17 protein-coding genes are annotated in these 23281 nt (G+C 66.2%); 5 read left to right on the top strand and 12 right to left on the bottom strand.

The window, feature by feature from the left end:
• Window positions 1–120: 120 nt before the first annotated feature.
• Window positions 121–825: a transcriptional repressor LexA gene (gene lexA, locus AC2IR1_RS10520; protein WP_486476231.1), complete on the top strand. Its 705-nt coding sequence runs from the start codon at window positions 121–123 to the stop codon at window positions 823–825.
• Window positions 826–1056: 231 nt separating this feature from the next.
• Here the strand turns inward: lexA and AC2IR1_RS10515 are convergent, their stop codons facing one another.
• On the bottom strand, window positions 1057–3117 hold the full coding sequence (locus tag AC2IR1_RS10515) for a ComEC/Rec2 family competence protein (RefSeq protein ID WP_486476230.1): 2061 nt from the start codon (window positions 3115–3117) through the stop codon (window positions 1057–1059).
• An 82-nt stretch (window positions 3118–3199) separates the two neighbouring features.
• On the opposite strand from AC2IR1_RS10515, the gene gltX reads away from it, so the two are divergent.
• Together gltX and gltA are read left to right on the top strand one after the other, a co-directional pair.
• Window positions 3200–4609, top strand: a complete 1410-nt coding sequence (gltX, locus tag AC2IR1_RS10510; RefSeq protein WP_486476229.1) for a glutamate--tRNA ligase — start codon at window positions 3200–3202, stop codon at window positions 4607–4609.
• An 85-nt stretch (window positions 4610–4694) separates the two neighbouring features.
• Complete coding sequence (gltA, locus tag AC2IR1_RS10505) at window positions 4695–5990, top strand: citrate synthase (protein WP_486476228.1); 1296 nt, start codon at window positions 4695–4697, stop codon at window positions 5988–5990.
• A gap of 116 nt (window positions 5991–6106) precedes the next feature.
• On the opposite strand, the gene AC2IR1_RS10500 is transcribed toward gltA, so the two are convergent.
• The 11 genes from AC2IR1_RS10500 to AC2IR1_RS10450 all read right to left on the bottom strand — a co-directional run bounded on the left by AC2IR1_RS10500 (window position 6107) and on the right by AC2IR1_RS10450 (window position 19318).
• Window positions 6107–7261 carry an MFS transporter gene (locus AC2IR1_RS10500; RefSeq protein WP_486476227.1) on the bottom strand — a complete coding sequence of 385 codons (1155 nt, stop codon included), beginning with the start codon at window positions 7259–7261 and terminating at the stop codon, window positions 6107–6109.
• 102 nt (window positions 7262–7363) lie between these two features.
• Window positions 7364–8140: an enoyl-CoA hydratase-related protein gene (locus AC2IR1_RS10495; protein ID WP_486476226.1), complete on the bottom strand. Its 777-nt coding sequence runs from the start codon at window positions 8138–8140 to the stop codon at window positions 7364–7366.
• 74 nt (window positions 8141–8214) lie between these two features.
• Window positions 8215–8655 carry a cytochrome c-type biogenesis protein gene (locus AC2IR1_RS10490; protein WP_486476400.1) on the bottom strand — a complete coding sequence of 147 codons (441 nt, stop codon included), beginning with the start codon at window positions 8653–8655 and terminating at the stop codon, window positions 8215–8217.
• A 59-nt stretch (window positions 8656–8714) separates the two neighbouring features.
• Complete coding sequence (locus AC2IR1_RS10485; RefSeq protein ID WP_486476225.1) at window positions 8715–10679, bottom strand: heme lyase CcmF/NrfE family subunit; 1965 nt, start codon at window positions 10677–10679, stop codon at window positions 8715–8717.
• A 175-nt stretch (window positions 10680–10854) separates the two neighbouring features.
• Complete coding sequence (locus AC2IR1_RS10480; RefSeq protein ID WP_486476224.1) at window positions 10855–11406, bottom strand: holin family protein; 552 nt, start codon at window positions 11404–11406, stop codon at window positions 10855–10857.
• Window positions 11397–12011, bottom strand: coding sequence for a holin-associated N-acetylmuramidase (locus AC2IR1_RS10475; RefSeq protein ID WP_486476223.1), 615 nt, complete (start codon window positions 12009–12011; stop codon window positions 11397–11399). Before AC2IR1_RS10475 ends, AC2IR1_RS10480 begins: the two co-directional genes overlap by 10 nt.
• A gap of 139 nt (window positions 12012–12150) precedes the next feature.
• On the bottom strand, window positions 12151–12588 hold the full coding sequence (gene ccmE / locus AC2IR1_RS10470; protein ID WP_486476222.1) for a cytochrome c maturation protein CcmE: 438 nt from the start codon (window positions 12586–12588) through the stop codon (window positions 12151–12153).
• 18 nt (window positions 12589–12606) lie between these two features.
• Window positions 12607–13635 (bottom strand): N-acetyl-gamma-glutamyl-phosphate reductase, encoded by a 1029-nt coding sequence (argC, locus tag AC2IR1_RS10465; RefSeq protein ID WP_486476221.1) that lies wholly within the window; start codon window positions 13633–13635, stop codon window positions 12607–12609.
• Window positions 13636–13936: 301 nt separating this feature from the next.
• Entirely contained in the window at window positions 13937–14749 is an 813-nt protein-coding gene (gene murI / locus AC2IR1_RS10460) for a glutamate racemase (protein WP_486476220.1), read from the bottom strand.
• Window positions 14750–14796: 47 nt separating this feature from the next.
• On the bottom strand, window positions 14797–15714 hold the full coding sequence (locus AC2IR1_RS10455; protein WP_486476219.1) for a lysophospholipid acyltransferase family protein: 918 nt from the start codon (window positions 15712–15714) through the stop codon (window positions 14797–14799).
• Window positions 15715–15910: 196 nt separating this feature from the next.
• The gene (locus AC2IR1_RS10450) at window positions 15911–19318 is read right to left on the bottom strand and encodes an indolepyruvate ferredoxin oxidoreductase family protein (protein WP_486476218.1); all 3408 of its coding nucleotides are present in this window, start codon (window positions 19316–19318) and stop codon (window positions 15911–15913) included.
• 179 nt (window positions 19319–19497) lie between these two features.
• Between AC2IR1_RS10450 and AC2IR1_RS10445 the strand changes: the two genes are divergently transcribed.
• Window positions 19498–20412 (top strand): LysR family transcriptional regulator, encoded by a 915-nt coding sequence (locus AC2IR1_RS10445; RefSeq protein WP_486476217.1) that lies wholly within the window; start codon window positions 19498–19500, stop codon window positions 20410–20412.
• Between the two features lie 633 nt (window positions 20413–21045).
• On the top strand, window positions 21046–23205 hold the full coding sequence (gene purL / locus AC2IR1_RS10440; RefSeq protein WP_486476216.1) for a phosphoribosylformylglycinamidine synthase subunit PurL: 2160 nt from the start codon (window positions 21046–21048) through the stop codon (window positions 23203–23205).
• Window positions 23206–23281: the final 76 nt, after the last annotated feature.

The following is a 23281-nucleotide window of genomic DNA, read 5'->3' as shown; positions in this document are numbered from 1 at the left end:
ACCTGCCCTGATCTGCCCGGCGTCGCCCTGCCGACCTCTCTCCGTTTCCGCCTGCAGCGCGTTGACACAAAACGAGAACGCCAGTAGAACAAAAATAGAGGACCAGTGCAGGAGCCCCGGATGCTGACGAAGAAACAGCTCGATCTATTGGAATTCATCCACAAGCGGATGCAACGTGACGGGGTCCCCCCTTCCTTCGACGAAATGAAGGAGGCGCTGGATCTGCGCTCCAAGTCGGGTATCCACCGGCTGATCACCGCCCTGGAAGAACGCGGTTTCATCCGCCGCCTGGCGCACCGGGCCCGCGCGATCGAGATCGTGAAACTGCCCGACAGCCTGGCAGCCAAGTCCGCGGCGACCGCCGGCGGGTTCAAACCCCAGGTCATCGGCAACGGCGGCAAGGCGCCCGCGCCCTCCGCCAGCGCGCTGGACGGTCTGCATGCGATGGAATTGCCGCTGATGGGCCGCATCGCCGCCGGTGTCCCGATCGAGGCGATCTCCGAAGTGGCCTCCCACATCGCCGTGCCCGGCGCCATGCTCGCACGCGGCGGGGACCACTACGCGCTGGAGGTCAACGGGGATTCGATGATCGAAGCCGGGATCAACGACGGCGACGTCGTCATCATCCGCGAAGGCGCCACTGCCGATGACGGCGACATCGTCGTGGCCCTGGTGGAAGATCAGGAAGCGACGCTGAAGAAGATCTACCGCAAGGGCGCCCAGGTTGATCTGGTCGCGGCGAACCCCGCCTATGCCACGCGTTCCCTGCCCGCCAGCAAGGTCCGCGTTCAGGGTCGTCTCGTCGGCCTGATCCGCAGCTACTGAGCAGCGGCGCGGGCCCGCCCGCGCCCCTTCCCGCCCGACAATAGCCCGTCGCCCCCCCGGAAACTGCCGAAGCCGGCGCGCAGTTCGACCCTGCCCGCCGCCCCTCTCGCCCCGGGACAACCTCCCGCACCGGCTCCGGCCAGCCCCAGTATGCCGACAACCCAGCCCCGTAGGGTGGGTGCAACCCACCTTCGGCGGCCCGCCCCCATCGTCCCCCAGCAGAAAATCCGCTCAGTCCCCCAGTGCGATCCGCTGCTCCCGTGCCCGCCGGCCCGGGCCGGCACCGCTCCAGAGCCTGTCACCGCTGAGCTCGCGCGCGGTCACCAGGCGCCGGTTTTCCGCATCGACGTAGATCGCGACGGCCCCGCTTTGCCGCAGGCGGCCGACATCCCAGATATCGCAGCCCGCCGCGCCGACCGCCTCGCGCGCCGCGACGTTCAGCACAAGCAATCCACCGTCATCGCAGGGTCCCGCCGCCGCCGCGGCCCGCTTGCCGGTGGCATGCCGGATCGCCGCCCCCCCGGGCCAGCGTGCTGCGGCCTCCGCCTGCGATACGGCATCGCCGTCGTTTTCCAGCCAGACCCGCGCCGTGAAACTCTCCGCTCGTTCCTTCGACAAGGCACGCCCCTCCGGCCCCATCACGCCGACAAGGCCGCCGGTTTCGGCGATCAGGATCGTTGGCCGATCCACTCCGGACCAGAGCACGAAGGCGGCGACCACGGGCCCGACGCCCAGCCAGCGCAACCGCCCGGACCAGAGCATGACGAACAGCGCGCCCATCACCAGGATCGGCAGGACCCATTTCGGCGGCGTCGGGACGGTGCCCCGCGCGCCCTCCAGCGCGGACACCACTCGGGCCACGCCCAGGATCCAGTCCAGGCCCCAGCCCATCACCGCCATCGGCAGCGCCTCCAGCCCGAAAGGCATGGCCAGAACGGAAATCAGCGCCGCCGGCATGACAAGGGTCCCCATCACCGGCACCGACAGGAGGTTCGCGATCAGCCCGTAGTTGGCCACCTGGTTGAACTGCGCCGCCGCCACCGGGGCCGTCGCCAGCCCCGCAACGGCGGAGGACAGAACGACCGTCGCCACCCGCCCCGTCCAGCCACGCCCCGGCCATTCCCTGTCCTTCAGCAACCCGAAGACCCAGACCAGCGCCAGCGTCGCGGCAAAGGACATCTGAAACCCCGCCGACAGCAGCGCCTCGGGCCGCAGCCCCAATACGACCAGCGCCGCCAGGGCAACCGCCCGCAGGCTGAGCGCCCGGCGCAATGCCATGGCCGCAACCAACGCCACGGCCACCATGACAAAGGCCCGTTCCGTGGCAATCGACCCGCCCGACAGCGCAAGGTAGACACTCGCCACCGCCAGCGCCGCCGCCGCGGCCAGGCTCTTCACCGGCCAGAACAGCGCCGCGTGGCGCGACAGGACCAGCACCCGTCGTACCGCCATGAAGACGAAGCCCGTCAGCAGGCCCATGTGCAATCCCGATATCGCCAGAAGATGCGCCAGGTTCGACACCCGCAGCGCCTGCAGCGTGTCCTGCCCCATACCGGAACGATCACCGGCCGTGACCGCGGCGGCAAAGGCCCCAGCCTCTCCGCCAAGCCTGTCGCGAAAGGCCTGGGCCAGCCTGATGCGCGTCCGAAACACGATCATGTCCCGGGGCGCGGGCGGCGCCACCGCAAGCACGGGCACGCGGGTATAGCCGATCCCGCCAAGGCGCTGGAACCAGGCATGCCGCCGGAAATCGAAGCCCCCCGGCTCCACCGGTCCGTTGGGTGCGGAAAGATGGGCGGTCGTCATGATGTGCAGGCCCGGGCGAATCTCGGTCCCCTCGGGACCATGCAGCGAAATGCGCACCCGCGCCGGTGTGCGCCCCGGGGAAACCCGGTCCAGCCGCACCTGGTCCAGCGTCAGGCGCACCGCGTCCGACGCCGACCGGTCGATCCCGACGATGCGCCCCTCGACCGGGCCGTAGTATCGCCAGCTCAGCACCGGGGCCGACACCTCATGCGCGCGCCAGCCCGCCAGGCACAGCCCGGCACAGATCAGAGCCAGCCCGATCAGAACCGGCTGCAGCACGGCGCGCCCGCGCAGGCCCGCCCAGCCCCCGCCCGCAGCCAGAAGCAGCGCGATCAGCAGCAGGCCGAGCCGCAGCGCCGGGCCCGGCTCCTGCCGCAGACCGAAGTAGATCCCTATGCCCAGCCCAAGGCAGACCGGCACCCAGTGGAACAGCCCGCCGCGCTGTGCCAGCACTTCCTGCTTCAGCCGCTCCAACCCCTGCCGCACTTGTCTCGCCTCCGGCCCACCGATAGACAATGCGCAAAACGCTATACAGCGCATGGTTAATCAAACGTTAGGAACGTCCCCCGTGTCCGACCAGATCGTCACCCGCTTCGCCCCCTCGCCGACCGGCTTCCTGCACATCGGCGGCGCCCGCACGGCGCTCTTCAACTGGCTTTATGCCCGGGGCCGGGGCGGCAAATTCCTGCTGCGGATCGAAGATACCGATCGCGCCCGTTCCACCCCCGAAGCGACGGCAGCGATCCTGAAAGGTCTCGACTGGCTCGGCCTCGACCATGACGGTGAGGTCGTCAGCCAGTTCGACCGCGCCGACCGCCACCGCGAGGTCGCGCTGGAACTGCTGGCGAAGGGCCAGGCCTACAAGTGCTTCTCCACCCAGGAGGAAATCGAGGCCTTCCGCGAAAAGGCACGCGAAGAGAAACGCTCGACCCTGTTCCAGTCGCCCTGGCGTGACGCCGATCCCGCGACACATCCCGACCTGCCCTTCGTGATCCGCCTGAAGACGGCTCAGGACGGCACCGTGACGATCAACGACCAGGTGCAGGGCGACGTGAAGATCCGCAACGATCAGCTGGACGACATGATCCTGCTGCGCTCGGACGGCACGCCGGTCTACATGCTGGCCGTGGTGGTCGATGACCATGACATGGGCGTGAACACCGTGATCCGGGGCGACGACCACCTGAACAACGCCGCGCGTCAGATGGGGATCTACACCGCCATGGGCTGGCCGCTGCCGACCTATGCGCATATCCCCCTGATCCACGGCCCCGACGGCAAGAAGCTGTCGAAACGCCACGGCGCCCTGGGGGTCGAGGAATACCGCGACATGGGCTATCCGGCCGCCGGCATGCGCAACTACCTTGCCCGCCTCGGCTGGTCCCACGGCGATGACGAGTTCTTCACCGACGCCCAGGCAATCGAGTGGTTCGGATTTGACGGCATGGGCAAATCCCCGGCGCGTTTCGACTTCAAGAAACTGGCCAATATCTGTGGACAGCACATCGCCATCACCGAGGATGCTGCACTGCTGCAAGAGCTGCTGACCTTCCGCGAGGTCACCGGCCTTGACTCCCTGTCAGAACAAAAAATTTCCCAACTGGGCGAGGCGATGTCCTTCCTCAAGGAGCGCGCCAAGACCTTCCCGGAACTAATTGACAAAGCTCACTTTTGCCTTGCCGACCGCCCCCTGGATATCGACGAGAAAGCGGCCAAGAATCTGGACGCTGTATCCATCGGTATACTGATCGAATTGACGCCGCACTTGCAAAGTGCTAGCTGGACGCGTCAGGATCTGGAGGGGAAACTGAACACATTCGCCGAGGCTCGCGAAATGAAGTTTGGACAGATCGCCGCACCCCTGCGTGCAGCTCTGGCCGGGCGGACCGCCACCCCCAGCGTATTCGATATGATGCTGGTTCTCGGGCAGGAGGAAACCATCCTCCGCCTTCAGGATGCCAGCAAAGGTGCCGCTTAACCCTTCGTTGAGACGCACCGTGAAAAAAGGGGCGCCGGGCGGCCAATGGGCGGGCCGGTGCGGGAACAGAGGAAGGGATATATAAATGTCTGAACCTAAAAAGACGGCGACTCTGACGGTCGACGGCCAAAGCTACGAATTCCCGGTGCTTTCGCCCTCTGCCGGGCCCGATGTCATCGACATCCGCAAGCTCTACGGCACCACGGGCATGTTCACCTATGACCCGAGCTTCACCTCCACCGCGTCCTGCGACAGCACCATCACCTACATCGACGGTGAAAAGGGCGAGCTGCTGCACCGCGGCTACCCGATTGACCAACTGGCGTCGAAATCGCACTACCTCGAAGTCTGCTACCTGCTGCTCTACGGCGCCCTGCCCGACGCGGCCCAGCTGGAAGATTTCGAATCCCGCGTGACCAAGCACACCATGGTGCATGAACAGATGCACCGCTTCTTCACCGGCTTCCGTCGTGACGCGCACCCGATGGCCATCATGGTCGGCGTGGTCGGCGCCATGTCCGCCTTCTACCATGACAGCACCGACATCTCCGATCCCTGGCAGCGCGAGGTCGCCTCGATCCGCCTGATCGCCAAGATGCCGACCATCGCCGCCATGGCCTACAAGTACACCATCGGCCAGCCCTTCGTGTACCCGCGCAACGATCTGGACTACGCGTCCAACTTCCTGCGCATGTGCTTCGCCGTTCCGGCCGAAGACTACCAGGTGAACCCGATCCTGGCCCGCGCCATGGACCGTATCTTCACCCTGCATGCCGACCACGAGCAGAACGCGTCGACCTCCACCGTGCGGCTCGCGTCCTCCTCCGGCGCCAACCCGTTTGCCTGCATCGCGGCCGGCATCGCCTGCCTCTGGGGTCCGGCACACGGCGGCGCCAACCAGGCCTGCCTGGAAATGCTGAAGGAAATCGGCACCCCGGATCGCATTCCGGAATACATTGCCAAGGCCAAGGACAAGAACGATCCGTTCCGCCTGATGGGCTTCGGCCACCGCGTCTACAAGAACTTCGATCCCCGCGCGACGGTGATGAAGGAATCCGCGGACGAGGTGCTGGAACTGCTGGGCGTGGAAAACAACCCGATCCTGGCGACCGCCAAGGAGCTGGAACAGCAAGCCCTGGCCGATCCCTACTTCGCAGAGAAGAAGCTGTTCCCGAACGTCGACTTCTATTCCGGCATCATCCTGGAGGCCATGGGCTTCCCCACCTCGATGTTCACCCCGATCTTCGCCCTGTCGCGGACCGTCGGCTGGATCTCGCAGTGGAAAGAGATGATCGAGGATCCGGCGATGCGCATCGGCCGTCCCCGCCAGCTCTACGTCGGCGAGACTCTGCGCGATTACACGGATGTCGAAAACCGCTGATCGGCGGACCGACAGACCTGCGCAACGGCAGATTTGCGAAAGGGCAGCCTTCGGGCTGCCCTTTTTGCGTTCCGATGATCCTGCCTTGATGATCCTGCCCCCCGGGCGGCGACGGCTCAGCGCTCTCCCATGGCCGAGGGCGTCAGCGCGACAGGCAGCATTGCCAGCAGCATGACGAGCGAAACCGCGATCAGCGACGCCGAAAGCGGGGCCAGGGCCAGCATCCCGCTGGCAAAGATCACGCCGATCGAACTGGCGGTCCGCAGCACGGCAAAGGCCTCCGGCCGCCGGTCGCGGGGCACCAGTCGTTCCAGCACCAGCATGTAGGTGGTCCCGAGCGGCGGCATCATCGCCCCGACCAGGACGCACCCCGCCAATGTCAGCCAGAGAGACAGCCCGCTGGCCGCAATTGCCACGCCGAAGGTGGTCACCGCCAGCTGCGCCACCACCGTGGGCCGCGTCGCCATGCGATTGCGGAAGCTCACCCAAAGCCCGCCACAGACAGACGCGATGCACAGTGGAACGGTGAACAGGATCGCCATCGCCGGCGCATGTCCAAACCGCAGGGCAAGCGCGACAGCCCCGATTTCAAGCACGGCAACCGCGGCGCCACCGCCAACCGCACAGGCAAGCCAGATCAGCACCCTTGGCGTCAGGATGCTGCCCGGTGTCGGATCTTCCGGCACCTCCGCACGCGCGACCGAGGGTACAAGAAGCGCCGGCAGCGCCCCGATCACGGTCAGCGCGGCCAGACCCAGCACCGGGGAAACCGCGCCCAGCCCGGCCGCCGCCACCGGGGCCGCGACAAAGGTCACCTCGTTCAGGGTTGCCGCAATGCCAAGCGCCCTGGGATAGCGTTCCTCGGTCGTGAGTTCATTCAGGAGCGATCGCAGGTAGCCGAAGGCGGATCCCGCGACCGATCCGGACAGCGCGGCAAGCCCGACCAGCGCCCAGAAGGGCGCCCCCATCCAGCCGGCCATCGCCAGCGCGCCAAGCGCCAGGGTCCGGATCAGGACCAGCAGGCGCAGAAAGGCTGTGGGGCTGTAGGCGCGACCCCAGCGGGTTACGGGAACCGCCCCCGCCACCTGCGCCAGGGTCATCGCCAGGATCAGCGCCGCACCGTCCTGCGCATTCCCTGTCAGGGCAAGGGCCAGAAGGGAAAAGGCAACCGGCCCCGCCGCCTGCGGCACCAGCAGCGTGGCCGAGGCCCCGAACCACCCCAGCAGCGGCCAGGGAAGTCGTCTTGCAGCGGCAAGGTTGGCATCGGTCATCGGGGGCTCCGTCATCGCATGGCCGCAGGCAGGGCCATTTCCCTGCTAGCGTGCAAACCTGATCCCCGCCAGCCCCGCGGCCAAAACGACCCCTTTACGCCCTCAACGGCCTTCGAAATGCGGCGGACGCTTTTCGAGGAAGGACAAGACGCCTTCCTTGAAATCACGGCTCTGACCACAACGCCCCTGCGCCTTGCCCTCTGCCTCCAGCTGGCTGTCCAGGTCCCCGGACCAGGACCCCCGGATGATATCCTTCACCTCGCGGTAGGTGGCCGTCGGCCCCTTGGCCAGATGGGCCGCCCGTGCCTTCCAGGTCGCCTCGAAGGCATCATCCGGCACCGCTTCCCAGATCATGCCCCAGGCATCGGCCTGGGCCGCCATGATCTTGTCGGCAAAGAGCGCGGCGCCCATGGCCTTCTGGCTGCCCACGGTCCGCGGCAGGAAGTAGGTGCCGCCGGCGTCGGGCACCAGGCCGATACGGGTGAAGGCCTGAAGGAAATAGGCGCTTTCGGCCGCGATGACGATATCGGCACAAAGCGCCAGGTTGGCGCCCGCCCCCGCAGCCGCACCGTTCACGGCGGAAATCGTCGGGATCGGGCAGTCGACGATGGCCTTCAGCATGGGGACGTATTCGTCGCGCAGCGTGCGTTCCAGGTCCGGAAGGGCCACGTTGGCCCGATCGCTCAGATCCTGGCCGGAGCAGAAGGCCCGCCCCTCTGCCGTCAGGACCAGCACCCTCGCCTTCTCCCCCACGGATCGGACCGCATCCGCGATCTCCGCCCGCATCTGCGAATTCAGCGCATGCATCACCTCCGGCCGGTTCAACCGCAGCACGGCGATGTCGTCTTCGATCTCCAGCGTGATGGTCTGATAGGTCACGGGCTGCTCCTCCTGTCGTCCGTCGAAAGACACAGAAACCGGAACCAGCGCATCCGTCAAACCGGAACACTGCGTCAGTCGCCCAGAATTTCCTTCAGCCGGGCCTGTTCTTCGTCCGAGAGGCCCTCCGCCTCTCCGGCGGCACGCGCCCTGCCCCGGCGCCGGATATAGGCCGCGCCGATCCCCAACCCCAGGAGGAGCATCGCAGGCCCGGCCAGCCACAGGACAAGGTTGGATCCCGTCGCCTCGGGCTTCAGCAGGACGTATTCGCCGTAGCGGTTGACGATGAAGTCGACCACCTGCTGATCGCTGTCGCCCTCCACCAGCCGTTCCCGCACCAGCAGGCGCAGGTCCCGGGCCAGGTCGGCATTGCTGTCATCGATGTTCTCGTTGCGGCAGACGAGGCAGCGCAACCCCTGGCTGATGTCCCGCGCGCGGGCTTCCAGCGCCGGGTCGGCCAGCATCTCGTCCGGCTGCACCGCCTGCGCCGGCCCCGCCAGCATCAGCACCACCATCAGGACTGCCGTAGGGTGGATGTAATCCACCAACCGCCGCCACACGCTCTGCCACATCCTCATTCCGCCGGTACCCCCTGCACGCGCGCGGCCTTCGCCGCGCCTGCCGCCACGCGGAACCGCCGGTCAGTCAGGCTCAGCAGCCCGCCGAAGGCCATCAGCAGCGCACCGCACCAGATCCAGTTGGCCAGCGGCTTGTAATAGCTGCGCATCGCCCAGCCCCCGCCCTCCTGCGGATCGCCAAGGGCAATGTAGATGTCGCGCAGGAACCCGTTGTCGATCGCCGCCTCGGTCGTGGGCATGCCCGCCACCGGATAGATCCGCTTCTCCGGATGCAGCGTGCCAATGACCCTGCCCCCCTTGGCCAGCGTCACATCCCCCATGGTGGAAATGTAGTTCGGCCCCTGCACCTGCCGCACCCCGTCAAGCGTCAGCGCATAGCCCGCCAGTTCCACCGTGTCGCCGGTCTGGACGACGCGGATGTCTTCCTGCTGCCAGGCCATCATCGAGGCGATGCCCGCAATGGTCACACCCAGGCCCGCATGGGCCACGACCCGGCCCCAATCGGCGCGCGGAAGCCGCAGCAGGCGGCCCGCACCGGCCGATCCGGTCCGGCTCCACAGGTCGACCAGCGCACCGGCCACCAGCCAGGTGCCCAGCATCAGCCCCACCGGGCCAAGCGCCGACCGGCCGCTTTCCATGGCATAAAGCAGCGCGCCCACGGCCAGCGCCAGCACCGCCGCCGGCACCAGGCGGCGTGCCACACGCCCCAGCTTCGCGCGTTTCCAGGGCAGCATCGCGCCAACCGGCAGGATCACCCCAAGCGCGACCATGAAGGGCGTGAAGGCCATGTCGAAGAAGGGCGCCCCCACCGAAAGCTTCCGCCCGAACGCCATTTCGGAGACCAGCGGCCAGACCGTCCCGGTAAAGACGACGAAGGCCGCCACCCCCAGCAGGATGTTGTTGAGCACCAGGGCCGACTCGCGGCTCACCAGCCCGAACACCCCCTTGGAGGTCATCACATCCGCCCGCGCGGCGAAAAGCGTCAGCGCGCCCCCCATGAAGAAGGCGGTGATGGCCAGCAGGAACACCCCGCGTTCGGGGTCATTGGCGAAGGCATGGACAGAGGTGATGACCCCCGACCGCGTGATGAACGCCCCGATGAGGGAGAAGCCGAAGGCGATGATGGCCAGCAGGATCGTCCAGGCCTTCAGGCTCTCGCGCTTTTCCACCACGATGGCCGAATGCAGCAGGGCGGCAGCGGTCAGCCAGGGCATGAAGGAAGCGTTCTCCACCGGATCCCAGAACCAGAACCCGCCCCAGCCCAGCTCGTAATAGGCCCACCAGGAGCCGAGCGCGATGCCGACGGTCAGGAACATCCAGGCGGCCAGCGTCCAGGGCCGTACCCAACGGCCCCAGGCGGCATCGACCCGGCCTTCCAGCAGCGCCGCAACGGCAAAGCTGAAGGACATCGAAAGGCCCACGTAGCCGAGGTAGAGGAACGGCGGATGGAAGGCCAATCCCGGGTCCTGCAGCAGCGGGTTCAGGTCCTGCCCGTCGAAGGGCGGCACCGCCAGGCGCAGGAACGGGTTGGAGGTAAAGAGCGAGAAGGCCAGGAAGGCCAGCCCGATCATCCCCTGGACCCCCAGCACCCGCGCCTTCAGCGTCGGCGGCAGGTTGCCGCCGAACAGGGCCGCCGCGGCGCCGAAAAGCGCGACGATCAGGATCCAGAGCAGCATCGAACCTTCGTGGTTCCCCCAGACGCCCGTCACCTTGTAGAGCATGGGCTTCGCCGAATGGCTGTTCGCCCAGACAAGGTGCAGCGAGAAGTCGGAGGTGATGAAGGCCCACATCAGCGTCGCGAAGGAAAACCCGACCAGCACCGCCTGCGCCAGCGCAGCAGGTTCGGCCGCCGCCATCCAGCCAGGCCAGCGGCGCCAGGCGCCGACCAGCGGGACTACGGTCTGAAACAGCGCCACGAAAAGCGCGAGGATGAGGGCGAAGTGGCCGAGTTCGGTAAGCATGTCCGCTTATAGGCCCAGGCCCGGCATCGCCTCAATTCAAATAGACGAAAGGGGCGCGACAGAATTGTCGCGCCCCCTGTCCGAAACCTCTTGCCACCAATCTCTGAGCCCAAGTATGCGGCCCCAAATCTTCGGTCAGTTCGCTTTCCCGGCCTCAGCCTTCCCCGCCCGCTTTTCAGCCAGCGGCGCGCCAGGCCTCCAGCGCCGGATTCGGGTCCCGGGTTTCGGTGTGCACCACCTCGGCCCCCGGGGCCGCCTCCGCCCCATCCAGCCGGCGCAGCTCCTGCAGGTTCGTCACCACCTGCGGCGTGCGCGCCATGGTCCGGGCGATCTCGCGCTGGAACTCCTGGCCCTTCACCTGGTGCCTGGCCCCGAAGTAGAAGCTGACGACAGCGCCCAACAGCCACCAAAGGGCCTCAGGCACCAGGGCAAGCCCTTGCATTCTCTCGGAAAACCAGACGGGATCTGTCATCGCCGCCACGAACAGGCCGATCGCGCCAAGCGCCATCGCCGGGCGCGGCAGCCGGTTCAGCCCGTCGATGAACCGGTCGAACCCGCTGCGGTCATCGCGAAACTCCGCCCCGTGCTGCGCCAGGGCGGCCTCATAGGCCGCGAGATCCCGTTGATCCGCACCTTCGGCATTGGTGCGAAACACCTCCGCCGTTTCGCGGATCACGTTGCGCCCTCCGCCGAAGACCAGGCCCAGGATGCCGTCGATCACGCCCATGCCGCGATCCTCTCGGCGAATTCCACCTTGCTCATGTGATAGCGCGGGGCGATGAATTCCTCCGCCCGCCGGATCCAGCCGCCCTTTCCGCCAGTCCGCGTGCGGACGTACTTGCGGCTCTGGGCCCGGGCATCGGCCAGGCGGAAGTAGTAGTTGCGCCGGGCGATCCCGTAGGCATCCACCATGTGCCCGCCCGCGGCGGCCTGGGCCTCGTGACAGGCGCGGATGGTCTGCGGGCCGATCTGACCGTCGACCGAGACCTCCCACCCCATGTCCCGCAGGAGCCGCTGCAGGATCTTCACCGCATTCGCGCCCGCGTTGACGTACATGTCGAAGACCGTGGCCCACAGGGGCTCCGGCAGGTCCGCGATGCGCGGCGCATGGAAGTAGTGCTCCAGGAAGATGTCCAGCGCCTGCGCCCGGCTCAGCCGCTGCACGTCGGCCACATCCACATCGCCGTCGCCGTCCAGGTCCAGCCCCAGCCGCCGCATGGTGTGGATCGTCACCCCGTGATTGGTCGCCCCGCCCGGATCATCCCGGTCGTTGACGAACCCGCCCTCCCGGCTGACGATCTCTTCTGCAATCTCCCGCACGTGCAGTGCCATCCGCTCTCTCCTGAGGTGGTTATCCCGGAAAAAACCTGCACAGCAAAAGATTAAGGCTGCGCTCGTGTACCGAACGCAGCCTCTCATCTGATCCAAACATGGCCCGGGGCCAACACAGGGCCGTCAGCTTTCGGGGCCGTCAGCTTTCGGGCGCCTCGTAGATACCCTGTTCCTTCAGCGCGTCGATCACTTCCTTGGGCATGTAATCCTCGTCGTGCTTTGCCAGGATCTCCGTCGCCTCGAAGGTGCCGTTCACGTAGCGGCCGGTGCCGATCATCCCCTGCCCCTCACCGAACAGATCCGGCAGGATCCCCCGGTAGGTCACCGGGATCGACGCCCCGCCATCGGTCACGACGAAGCGGACCACATCGCCACGTTCCAGGCTGCCTTCCTCGACCAGGCCGCCAAGACGAAACACCTCGGATGGGCCCGGGGGCGCCTCTGCCAGCTGGGTCGGCGACCGGAACAGGTTGATCCCATCCTGGAAGGCGTAGCCGATCAGCGCCGCGGACCCCGCCAGTGCCACGAAGGCAAGGGCGATGACCTGGATGCGGCGTTTCTTCTTCAGCCCCTTCATGGGCGCCTCCTGTCTCCCTTACGGGAAGAGCGGCGCGGCCATCAGCCCCGTCGTCTCCTCCAGACCCAGCATCAGGTTGGCATTCTGCAACGCCTGCCCCGAAGACCCCTTGCAGAGGTTGTCGAGCACCGTAACCACAATCGCCCGGCCCGGAATGCGGTCTGCCGTCACACCGATGTGGACGAAGTTCGATCCCCGCACATCATGGGTCGACGGGGTCTCGCCGATGGGCAGCACCTTCACGAAGGGCTCATCGGCATAGGCCGCGACCATCGCGTCGTAAATCGCCTGCGCCTCGCCCGAGACATAGCCGGTGGACAGGATCCCCCGGTTCACCGGCAGTAGGTGCGGCGTGAACTGGATCTTCACCTCGCGGCCCGCCAGCAGGCTGAACTCCTGATCAAACTCGCCCAGGTGCCGGTGCTTGCCGCCGACGGCATAGGCATTGTAGCCCTCCGACAGTTCGGCATGCAGCAGGTTTTCCTTCAGGCTGCGGCCCGCACCGGAGACGGCACATTTCATGTCGAGGATGATATCATCCAGCCCGATCACCCCCGCGCTGATCAGCGGCCGCAGGGTGAACTGCCCGGTCGCCGCGTTGCAGCCCGTGCCGGCCACCAGCCGCGCGCCCTTGATCTCGTCGCGGTAGAACTCGGTCAGGCCGTAGACGGCCTCCTTCTGCATCTCCACGGCGGCATGATCATTGCCATACCAGGCCTTGTAGGCCTCGGGATCGCGCAGACGGAAATCCGCCGACAGATCGACGATCTTCAGGTCCTTCGGCAATTCCCGGATCACCTCCTGGCTGGTCTTGTGCGGCAGGGCGCAGAACGCCAGGTCAATCTCGGAGAAATCGATCTGATCGACGGTCACCAGGTCCGGAAGGTCCAGGTGTCGGAGAAACGGAAAGACCTGTGCCATGGACAGGCCCGCCTTGGAATTGGCGGCCAGTGCGGCGATCTCGATCTCCGGATGGGTGGAGATCAGACGGATCAGCTCGGCCCCGGTGTATCCAGAGGCCCCGATGATGGCGATTTTCTTGATCATGTCGGCTCCGCTCAACAAACGTGCCTTAGATGAGCCAACCGGGCCCCGCTTTCAAGCGGTTTCAACAGAACCGCAAAGGCTTGCCGGAGGCGCAGGCCGCCAAGAGGCGGTAACCTGTGCGAGGCCGGGATACCTCGCACAGGCCTTCCTCTCCGTCCGGTGCCTGCTGGCGGGGCCAGCTGTCGACGCAGGATGGGCCACGCCGATCCGCATCAGGCGCACGGCACCGGCTCCCTGACACAACCACCTCAGGTTGTATCACCGCAGGTGACGCGGCAAGACTTTTCCACCAAAAGTTGCATCAGGCGGCGTGAAAATCTATCCGGCGCCGCAGAAACTGGGTTGCATGGGTCGAAACGCGGGCAGGATCGCCCGTGGTCAGGAACATGCTGACCTCTCCCTCACCGCGCTTGTCGGGGTGACGCTCCAGGTAATCGGCCAGCGAGTCGGCCACCAGGTTCGCCTGGGAATAGACGCTGACCTCGGTCCCCAGGGCCTTCTGGAAGGTCTCTTCCATCAGCGGATAATGCGTACAGCCCAGGATCGCGGCCTCCGGCGTGGGCATCTTGCGCTTCAGCGCTTCGACGTGGGATTGCACCAGCGCCTCCGCCAGGATCATGTCCCCTTCCTCGATCGCATCGACCAGACCGCCGCAGGCCTGGGCTTCGACGTCGACACCGATGGCGCGGAAGGCCAGTTCACGCTGGAAGGCCCGGCTTGCCACGGTGGCCGGCGTGGCGAAAAGCGCAACATGTTTCACCGCCACTTCCCGCGGCGGGGAATTGTCGCCCCACTGGCGTTCGGTCAGCGACTCGATCAGGGGCACGAAGACGCCAAGCACGCGCTTGTCCGGGGTCAGCCAGCCTTCCTGCATCCGGCGCAGCGCGGCCGCGCTGGCGGTGTTGCAGGCCAGGATCACCAGGTCGCAGCCCGCATCGAACAGGCGCTGCACCCCCGTCTTGGTCAGCTGGTAGATGTCATCGGCTGTCCGCACGCCGTAGGGCGCATGGGCGTTGTCGCCCAGGTAGACGAAGGGCACCTCCGGCAGCCGCTTCGCGCAGGCGTCCAGAACCGTCAGCCCGCCCAGACCGGAATCGAAAATGCCTACTGCCATGTTATGCCCCGGGGGCCTTCGGGCCACCCGCTCCTGTTTCCGCCGGCTCAGCTCCGGCGTTTCGCCTCGAACTCGTAGCCGTAGTCATAGGATGTCAGCGGCTGCGGAGACAGTTCATAAGTCGCCTTTCGCAGGAAATCCATCATCGCCCGCGTGTCGCCTGCCCGGGCCAGCAAAGCTTCCTTCGGCACCGGGGCGCCGATGACCACGCGCACCGGGCCGTCAACGCGCGTCCTGAACTCCTTCAGCAGCAATCCCATCCGCAGGGTCATGTGCAGATGGCTGGCCAGCTGGAACAGCCGCGACGTCGTCCCATCGAAGAACACGGGCACCACCGTTGCCCCCGACTTGGCGATCATCCGCGCGGTGAAACCACGCCACGCCGGGTCCATCGGATGCGCGAAGGGCGTGGCAGAGGTCGACACGGTGCCCCCCGGGAAGACACCGACGCAACCGCCCTCCCGCAGGTAGCGCAGCGCCTCCTTCCGGGTTTCGATATTCCCCTGCACCGCCTCGCGCGTCTCGTCAAAGCTGATCGGCAGCACAACGCGGTCCAGGTCCCGTGCCCCGCGAAAGACGCGGTTGGCCAGGATCCTGAAATCGCCCCGCCGCTCCTGCAGGATATGGCCCAGCATGAGCCCGTCCAGGATGCCGTAGGGATGATTGGCGATCACCACCAGCGGACCGGTGGCCGGAATGTTGTCCAGCGCGCCACCGACGACCTCCAGCTGCAGCCCGTAGCGCTCCATCATGACCGACCAGAAATCGCCCCCGGCCTCCACCTCCTCGACGTAGCCGTCGGCGCGGCGGATCAGCGATGGCCGGCCAAGCGCATTTTCCATCAGCCGGATCACCATCCGGCCGGAGCGCGTCTCGGCGCTGCTGGCATAGGATATGTCCCGCGCGATCTGTCGCTTGCTGGGCGGGCGCGGATTGTGCTGCGTCGGTAGGATCTCTGCGGTCATGGCACGGGTCCGAAAGGGTTTCGCCTCCATAGCCGTGGCGCCGGATTCGATCCAGAACAATTGACTGATCACGAAATCCGACCCCGGCGCGGCTCCGCCACGATAGGCGCGGCGAAGCTTTCAGATCAGTTAATCACGGAGGACGAGCCGGGCGAAGGACGCAGCCGCGCGCGTCCTTCGAAGGGCGTGACCCAGCCTATTCCGCCGCCTCCTTCAGCGGTCCGTCGCGCAGCACGGCCAGGTAGGCTTCGCGCTGCTTCTCCGCCTGCGCCAGGTTCGCGGCCTTCACCGGGCCAAAGCCCCTGATCTGCAACGGAAGCTCCGCCAAGGCCTTCGCGGTTTCCTTCAACTCCGGATGATAACCTCCCAGAATCTCTTCCATATCCGCCTCGTACTGGGCGATCAGCGCGCGCTCCGTCTTGCGTTCCTCCAGGCCGGCGAAGGGATCCAGCCTGGTCCCCCTCAGCCCCTTCAGCCGGACCAGGACCGACAGCGGCATGCGGAACCAGGGCCCCATCTCCCGCTTGACTGGCCGCCCGTCGGCCCCGGTCTTTTCCAGCACCGGAGGGGCCAGGTGATAGGTCATGCGGAAGTCCCCTTCGAAGGTCTCTTCGGCCTTCTTGCGGGTCTCCAGCAGCAGCCGCGCCACCTCGTACTCGTCCTTGTAGGACAGCAGCTTGTGATACCCCCGCGCCACGGCCTCCTGCATCGCAGGATCCTGGAACCGGGCCACCATCGCGCGATACCTCTTGGCCAGCCGCCGGTTCTGGTACTTCCGAAGGTGCTCGGCGCGGAAATCTATGATCTCCTCCAGCGTCCTGGGGGTCTCGACCTCCTGCGGGGCCAGCATCGCTTCGGCCTCGGCCGGATGCACGACGGCCCAACGGCCGATCTCGAAGGCGCGCTGGTTCTTGGCGGGCGCCTGCCCGTTCAGTTCCACCGCCTGGAAGATCGCATCATGGCTGACCGGGATCAGCCCCGCCTGCCAGGCCGCCCCCATGACCATCATGTTGGAGAAGATGGAATCCCCCATGGTCGCCCGGGCCAGTTCGCTGGCATCGAACAGCACCAGCCGATCCTTTAGCCTTGCCTGAAGTTGCAGCTCCAACCTATCGGAAGGAATGGAAAATTCCGTATTCCGGGTGAATTCCCCGGTGACGATATCATGGCTGTTGACCACGCCGCCGGTCCGCCCGGCGCGGGTCAGGCCCAGGGTCTTCGACCCCGCGCTCACCACCAGATCGCCGCCGATCAGCGCATGGGCCTCGCCGGTTGCCACGCGGATCGCGGTAATGTCGCCGGGCGTCTCGGCAATCCGCAGGTGGATGTGCACGGCACCGCCCTTCTGGGCCAGCCCCGCCATCTCCATCATCCCGGCGCCCTTGCCGTCGATCTGCGCCGCCTGGGCCAGCACCGCGCCGATGGTCACCACGCCCGTCCCGCCGACACCGGTCAGCACGATGTTGTGGGTCCCCTCGATCGCCGGCAGCTCCGGGTCCGGCAGGTCCGGCAGATCCAGGTGCGTCCCCGTCTCCTTCCGCACCGTCGCGCCCTCCAGCGTCACGAAGCTGGGACAGAACCCCTTGAGGCAGCTGAAATCCTTGTTGCAGGCCGACTGGTCCACCGCACGCTTGCGGCCCAGCTCCGTCTCCACCGGGACGATGGCGACGCAGTTCGACTGCACCCCGCAATCGCCGCAGCCCTCGCAGACATCGGTGTTGATGAAGACCCGCTTGTCGGGATCGGGGAACTCCTTGCGCTTGCGCCGCCGCCGCTTTTCAGCGGCACAGGTCTGCACGTAGATCAGCGCGGACACGCCTTCGACCTTTGCAATATTCTCCTGCACGCGCGCCAGATCGGCCCGCTCGGCAAGCTCAATCCCTTTCGGGAATTGTGAAAGATCGATATTTTCCTTCTCGTCGTGCACCACCGCGATATGCGACAGGCCCATGGCCTTCAGCTCTTCCGCAATGCGGTAGGCCGTCAGCCCGCCCTCGTTCTTCTGGCCGCCGGTCATCGCCACGGCATCGTTGAACAGGATCTTGTAGGTGATGTTGGTCCCCGCCGCCTGGGCCGCGCGGATCGCCTGGATGCCGGAGTGGTTGTAGGTCCCGTCGCCCAGGTTCTGAAACACGTGATTGCGGGTTGAAAACGGCGCCTCGCCGATCCAGTTCGCCCCCTCGGCGCCCATGTGGGTGAAACCGCTCGTCTCGCGATCCATCCATTGCACCATGTAGTGACAGCCGATGCCCGCATAGGCGCGGCTGCCCTCCGGCACCTTGGTGGAACTGTTGTGCGGACAGCCCGCGCAGAAGTAGGGCAGCCGCGCCGCGATGTCGGTCACGTTGTCGTTGCGGCGCACCTCGCCCAGGGCCTCCAGCCCGGCTTTCACCCGGTCGGTGCCGCGCCCCTCCTCGATCAGGATCGCGCCCAGCTTCTCGGCGATCCAGACCGGATCCAGCGCTCCCTTCGTCGGGAACAGCTCCTCCGAATGGGTGCCCCCCTTGCGCCAGCCGTAAACGCGCCGGCCACGACGGTCGTCAAAGATCGCCTCCTTCACCTGCACTTCGATCAGCTTGCGCTTCTCCTCGACCACCACGATCAGATCCAGGCCCTCGGCCCAGTCGTGGAAGCTGTCCATGTCCAGCGGCCAGACCTGCGCCACCTTGTAGGTCGTGATCCCCAGCCGCTCCGCCTCTGCCGCGTCGATTCCCAGCAGCGACAGCGCATGTTCCAGATCCAGGTAGTTCTTGCCCGCGGAGACAAAGCCGATCTTCGCCCCCGGCTTGCCCCAGATCCGATGGTCGATGCGGTTCGCACGGGCAAATGCCTCCGCCGCGAAGCGCTTGTAGTCGATCATCCGTGTTTCCTGTTCGACCGGGCTGTCGCCCAGACGGATGTTCAGCCCGCCCTCCGGCATCGCGAAATCGGTGGGCTGCACGAAATTCAGGCGGAATGGGTCGCCATCGACGACAGCCGTCGCCTCCACCGTATCCTTCATCGTCTTCAGCCCGACCCAGGTGCCTGCATAGCGGCTCAGCGCCCAGCCATATAGGCCAAGGTCCAGGATCTCCTGCACGCCGGCCGGGCTGACGATGGGCATGTAGGCATCCACCAGCGCCCACTCGCTCTGGTGCAGCACGGTGGAGCTTTCGCCGGTGTGGTCGTCCCCCATGGCCATCAGAACGCCCCCGTTAGGAGAGGTCCCGGCCATATTGGCATGTTTCATCGCGTCGCCCGACCGGTCCACGCCGGGGCCCTTGCCGTACCACAGGCCGAAGACACCGTCGAAGCGGCCCTCGCCCCGCAGTTCGGCCTGCTGCGCGCCCCACAGGGCCGTGGCAGCCAGGTCTTCGTTCAGGCCTTCCTCGAATCGGATGTCGCTTTCGGCCAGCAGTTTTCCGGCCCGCCGCATCTGCATGTCGACCGCGCCGAGGGGGGAGCCCCGGTAGCCGGTCACATAGCCTGCGGTGTTCAGCCCCGCAGCCTTGTCACGCGCCTTCTGCGCCAGCATCAGTCGAACGAGGGCCTGGGTTCCGTTTAGCAGGATCGGGGACTTGCTCAGGTCGAACCGATCATTCAGGGAAATCTTTTCCTGGGTCATGTTTGACGTCTCCTCCTGCGCGAGTATAGGGCAGGACCGGCCCGGAAATCTCGCTCACGCGGGGAAAAATCCGGATTTCACCTGTGAAACTTTCTGGGCTATCGTTAAGTGAAGCGCCATCAGAGGCGTGGCACAATTATGTTGCAACAAGCCAAGACGGCAGGACAGGCAGTTATCCGATGGATTGGGACAAGCTCAGAATATTCCACGCCGTGGCCGACGCGGGATCACTCACCCATGCCGGTGATGCCCTGCATCTGTCGCAATCGGCGGTCTCCCGCCAGATCCGCGGCCTGGAAGAGAGCCTGAATACGACACTCTTCCACCGCCACGCGCGCGGCCTGATTCTCACCGAACAGGGCGAACTGCTCTTCGATGCGACCCGCGCCATGGCCAAACGGCTGGAAACCGCGACCGCGCGGATCCGCGACAGCGAAGAGGAAGTCTTCGGCGAACTGCGCGTCACGACCGCCGTGGGCTTCGGCACGCTCTGGCTCGCCCCGCGCCTGCCCAAGCTCTACGAGAAGTACCCCGATCTGAAGATCGACCTCATGCTCGAAGAACGCGTGCTCGACCTTCCCATGCGCGAAGCCGACGTGGCCGTGCGCATGAAGGAACCCAGCCAGGCGGACCTGATCCGCAAGAAGCTCATGTCGATCCGCATGCGTTGCTACGCCTCGGCCGATTACATCGCCCGTTACGGCAAGCCCGAGTCGATCGAAGATCTTTCGACGCACCGCCTCATCTGCCAGACCCCTGCGGCCCCCCAGGTGGCTGCCGGCGCCTCCCTCGTGAACCAGCTGATGCAGGCAGAGGTCCGCTCGACCCTGACGGTGAACAACTACTTCGGCGTCCTGCAGGCGGTGATCCACAACCTCGGCATCGGCGTGCTGCCCGATTACCTGATCGAGGATTTCCCGACGCTGGAACGCATCTTCCCCGATATCGAGTCGGGCGAAGTCCCCGTTTTCCTCGCCTTCCCGGAAGAACTGCGTCACTCCAAGCGAGTCGCCGCCTTCCGCGATTTCGTCCAGGACGAGATCATGGCGCACCGCCGCACCATCCGCGAACTGCGGGACCGCGACAGCGACTGATCCCGACCAAGGCACCTTGCCCCATCTCGAAACGCCCCGCCGGCCCGCCGCGCGGGGCGTCCTCGTTTTCGGGGCGTGCCACGCAGGACACTGTATTTGCACACAAACAAGTTTCCCTCCGCCCCCGTCGGAGCCAGTCGCAGCCGGGCCGGTAAACATGTCCTGCAGAACTTGCATAGCAGCAATGTTGCTTTCTTCTCAGTTTCCCCCTTGATCGTTTCAACTCCGACCAATATCTGAGCACTCGATGATGATCGCGCCCACCGGCGCATCATCTTCATACCTCCCTGTTGGACTTGGCCGGACCTTGTGTCCGGCCTTTTTTTTGCGCCCGATCCAGCCCCGCACCCCGATCCGGCCACTTCACGCGCCCGCATCCCCCCGAAAGAAGGTCCCGGCCCCACCCTTGCAAGCCTCCGGCGGGAGTATTTGGGGCCGTCGAATAGACGACAGGCCCGGCGCTCCTCTTTCGATGGCCGAAAATACTCCGGGGACGCCGCCCCGGGCCGGACGGGGGCAGCGCCCCTCCACACCCCAACCCTGCCGCAGCTTCGCGGGAAATGCCCCAGCCCCCCTTCCCCAAATCGTTGCAGTCGCGTAAATCCCCCCCAACCGTCACCCAGGGGGACCAGCATGCAAGAGCCGGACATCACCGAAGACCTGATCGCGAGCCACGGGATCAACAAGGAAGAATATGCCGAGATCCTGCGCATCCTGAACCGGGCGCCCACCTTCACCGAACTCGGCATCTTCTCGGCGATGTGGAACGAGCACTGCTCCTACAAGTCCTCCAAGAAATGGCTGCGCACCCTGCCGACCTCCGGTCCCCAGGTCATCTGCGGCCCGGGCGAAAACGCGGGCGTCGTCGACATCGGCGATGGCCAGGCCGTCATCTTCAAGATGGAAAGCCACAACCACCCGTCCTACATCGAACCCTACCAGGGTGCGGCGACGGGCGTGGGCGGCATCCTGCGCGACGTCTTCACCATGGGCGCGCGCCCGATCGCGGCGATGAACTCGCTCTCCTTCGGCGAACCCTCCCACCCCAAGACCCGTCAGCTGGTGCATGGCGTGGTGGAAGGCGTCGGCGGCTACGGCAACTGCTTCGGCGTGCCGACCATGGGCGGCGAGGTGCGCTTCGATCCGGCCTACAACGGCAACTGCCTGGTGAACGCCTTCGCGGCGGGCCTCGCGGACACCGACAAGATCTTCTACTCCGCCGCCTCCGGCGTCGGCATGCCCGTCGTCTATCTGGGCGCCAAGACCGGCCGGGACGGCGTCGGCGGCGCCACCATGGCCTCGGCCGAGTTTGACGACACCATCGAAGAGAAACGCCCCACCGTCCAGGTCGGCGACCCCTTCACCGAAAAGCGCCTGATGGAAGCCTGCATGGAACTGATGCAGACCGGCGCCGTGATCTCCATCCAGGACATGGGCGCCGCGGGCCTCACCTGCTCCGCCGTGGAAATGGGCGACAAGGGCGGCCTCGGCATCCGGCTCCACCTCGACGACGTGCCGCAGCGCGAACCGAACATGACCGCTTATGAGATGATGCTTTCCGAATCCCAGGAACGCATGCTTATGGTCCTGAATCCGGAGCTGGAGGCAGAGGCCCGCGCCGTCTTCGAGAAATGGGACCTCGACTTCGCCATCGTCGGCGAAACCATCGCGGAAGACCGCTTCGAGATCCACCACCAGGGCAAGATCTGGGCCGACGTGCCCCTGTCGAAGCTCTCCTCCTCCGCGCCCGAATACGACCGGCCCCACGTGCCGACCGAACCGGCAGCCGAACTGGAAGAGGTCCCGGCGGTCGATCCCATTGACGGCCTGAAGGCGCTGATCGGCTCGCCCAACTACTGCTCCCGCCAGTGGGTCTATGAACAGTACGACAGCATGGTCATGGCCGACACCACCCGCGGCCCGGGCTTCGGCTCCGGCCTTCTGCGCGTGCATGGCACCGACAAGCTGCTGGCCTTCACCTCCGACGTGACGCCGCGCTACGTCAAGGCGAACCCGGTCGAGGGCGGCCGTCAGGCCGTGGCCGAAGCCTACCGCAACCTGACCTCCTCCGGCGCCCTGCCGCTGGCCTCGACCGACAACCTGAACTTCGGCAACCCCGAAAAGCCCGAGATCATGGGCCAGTTCGTCGGCGCCATCCAGGGCATCGGAGAGGCCTGCCTCGCGCTCGACATGCCCATCGTGTCGGGCAACGTCTCTCTCTACAACGAGACCGACGGCTCCGCGATCCTGCCGACACCGACCATCGGCGCCGTGGGCCTCATCGCGAAATCCGAAGACGCGATCACCGGCACCGCCCGCGAAGGCCACGTCGCCCTGCTGATCGGGGACACCGCCGGTCACCTGGGCCAGTCGGCCCTGCTGGCAGAGGTCTTCAACCGGACCGACGGCGACGCGCCCCATGTCGACCTCGCGGCAGAGAAGCTGAACGGCGACTTCATCCGCGCCAACACCCAGTGGATCCGCGCCTGTACCGACCTGTCAGATGGCGGCCTGGCCGTCGCGGCCTTCGAAATGGCCGAAGCGGCGGGCGTGGGCCTGACCCTCGACAGCGCCGACCAGGGGGAACTCTTCGGCGAAGACCAGGCGCGCTACCTCGTCGCCTGTTCCTTCGACGCGGCAGAGGCCCTGATGGTCGCCGCCGGCAAGGCGGGTGTCAGCATCACCACCGTGGGCAAGTTCGGTGGCGATACCGTCACCATCGGCGGCAGCTCCGCCCCGCTCGCCGAACTGGCAGAGCTCTACCGCGGCACCTTCGGCGCGACCTTCGCCTGATCCGGCCCGCGGCCGCAGTCACGTAACCTCAGAGGGGCGTCCGGGTGATCCGGGCGCCCCTTTTGCCGACCCTGTT

It is taken from the genome of Pseudooceanicola sp. NS-SX8 (assembly GCF_057380755.1).
The sequence above is the reverse complement of the archived record's forward strand: the minus strand, read 5'-3'. Positions and strand labels throughout refer to the sequence as shown.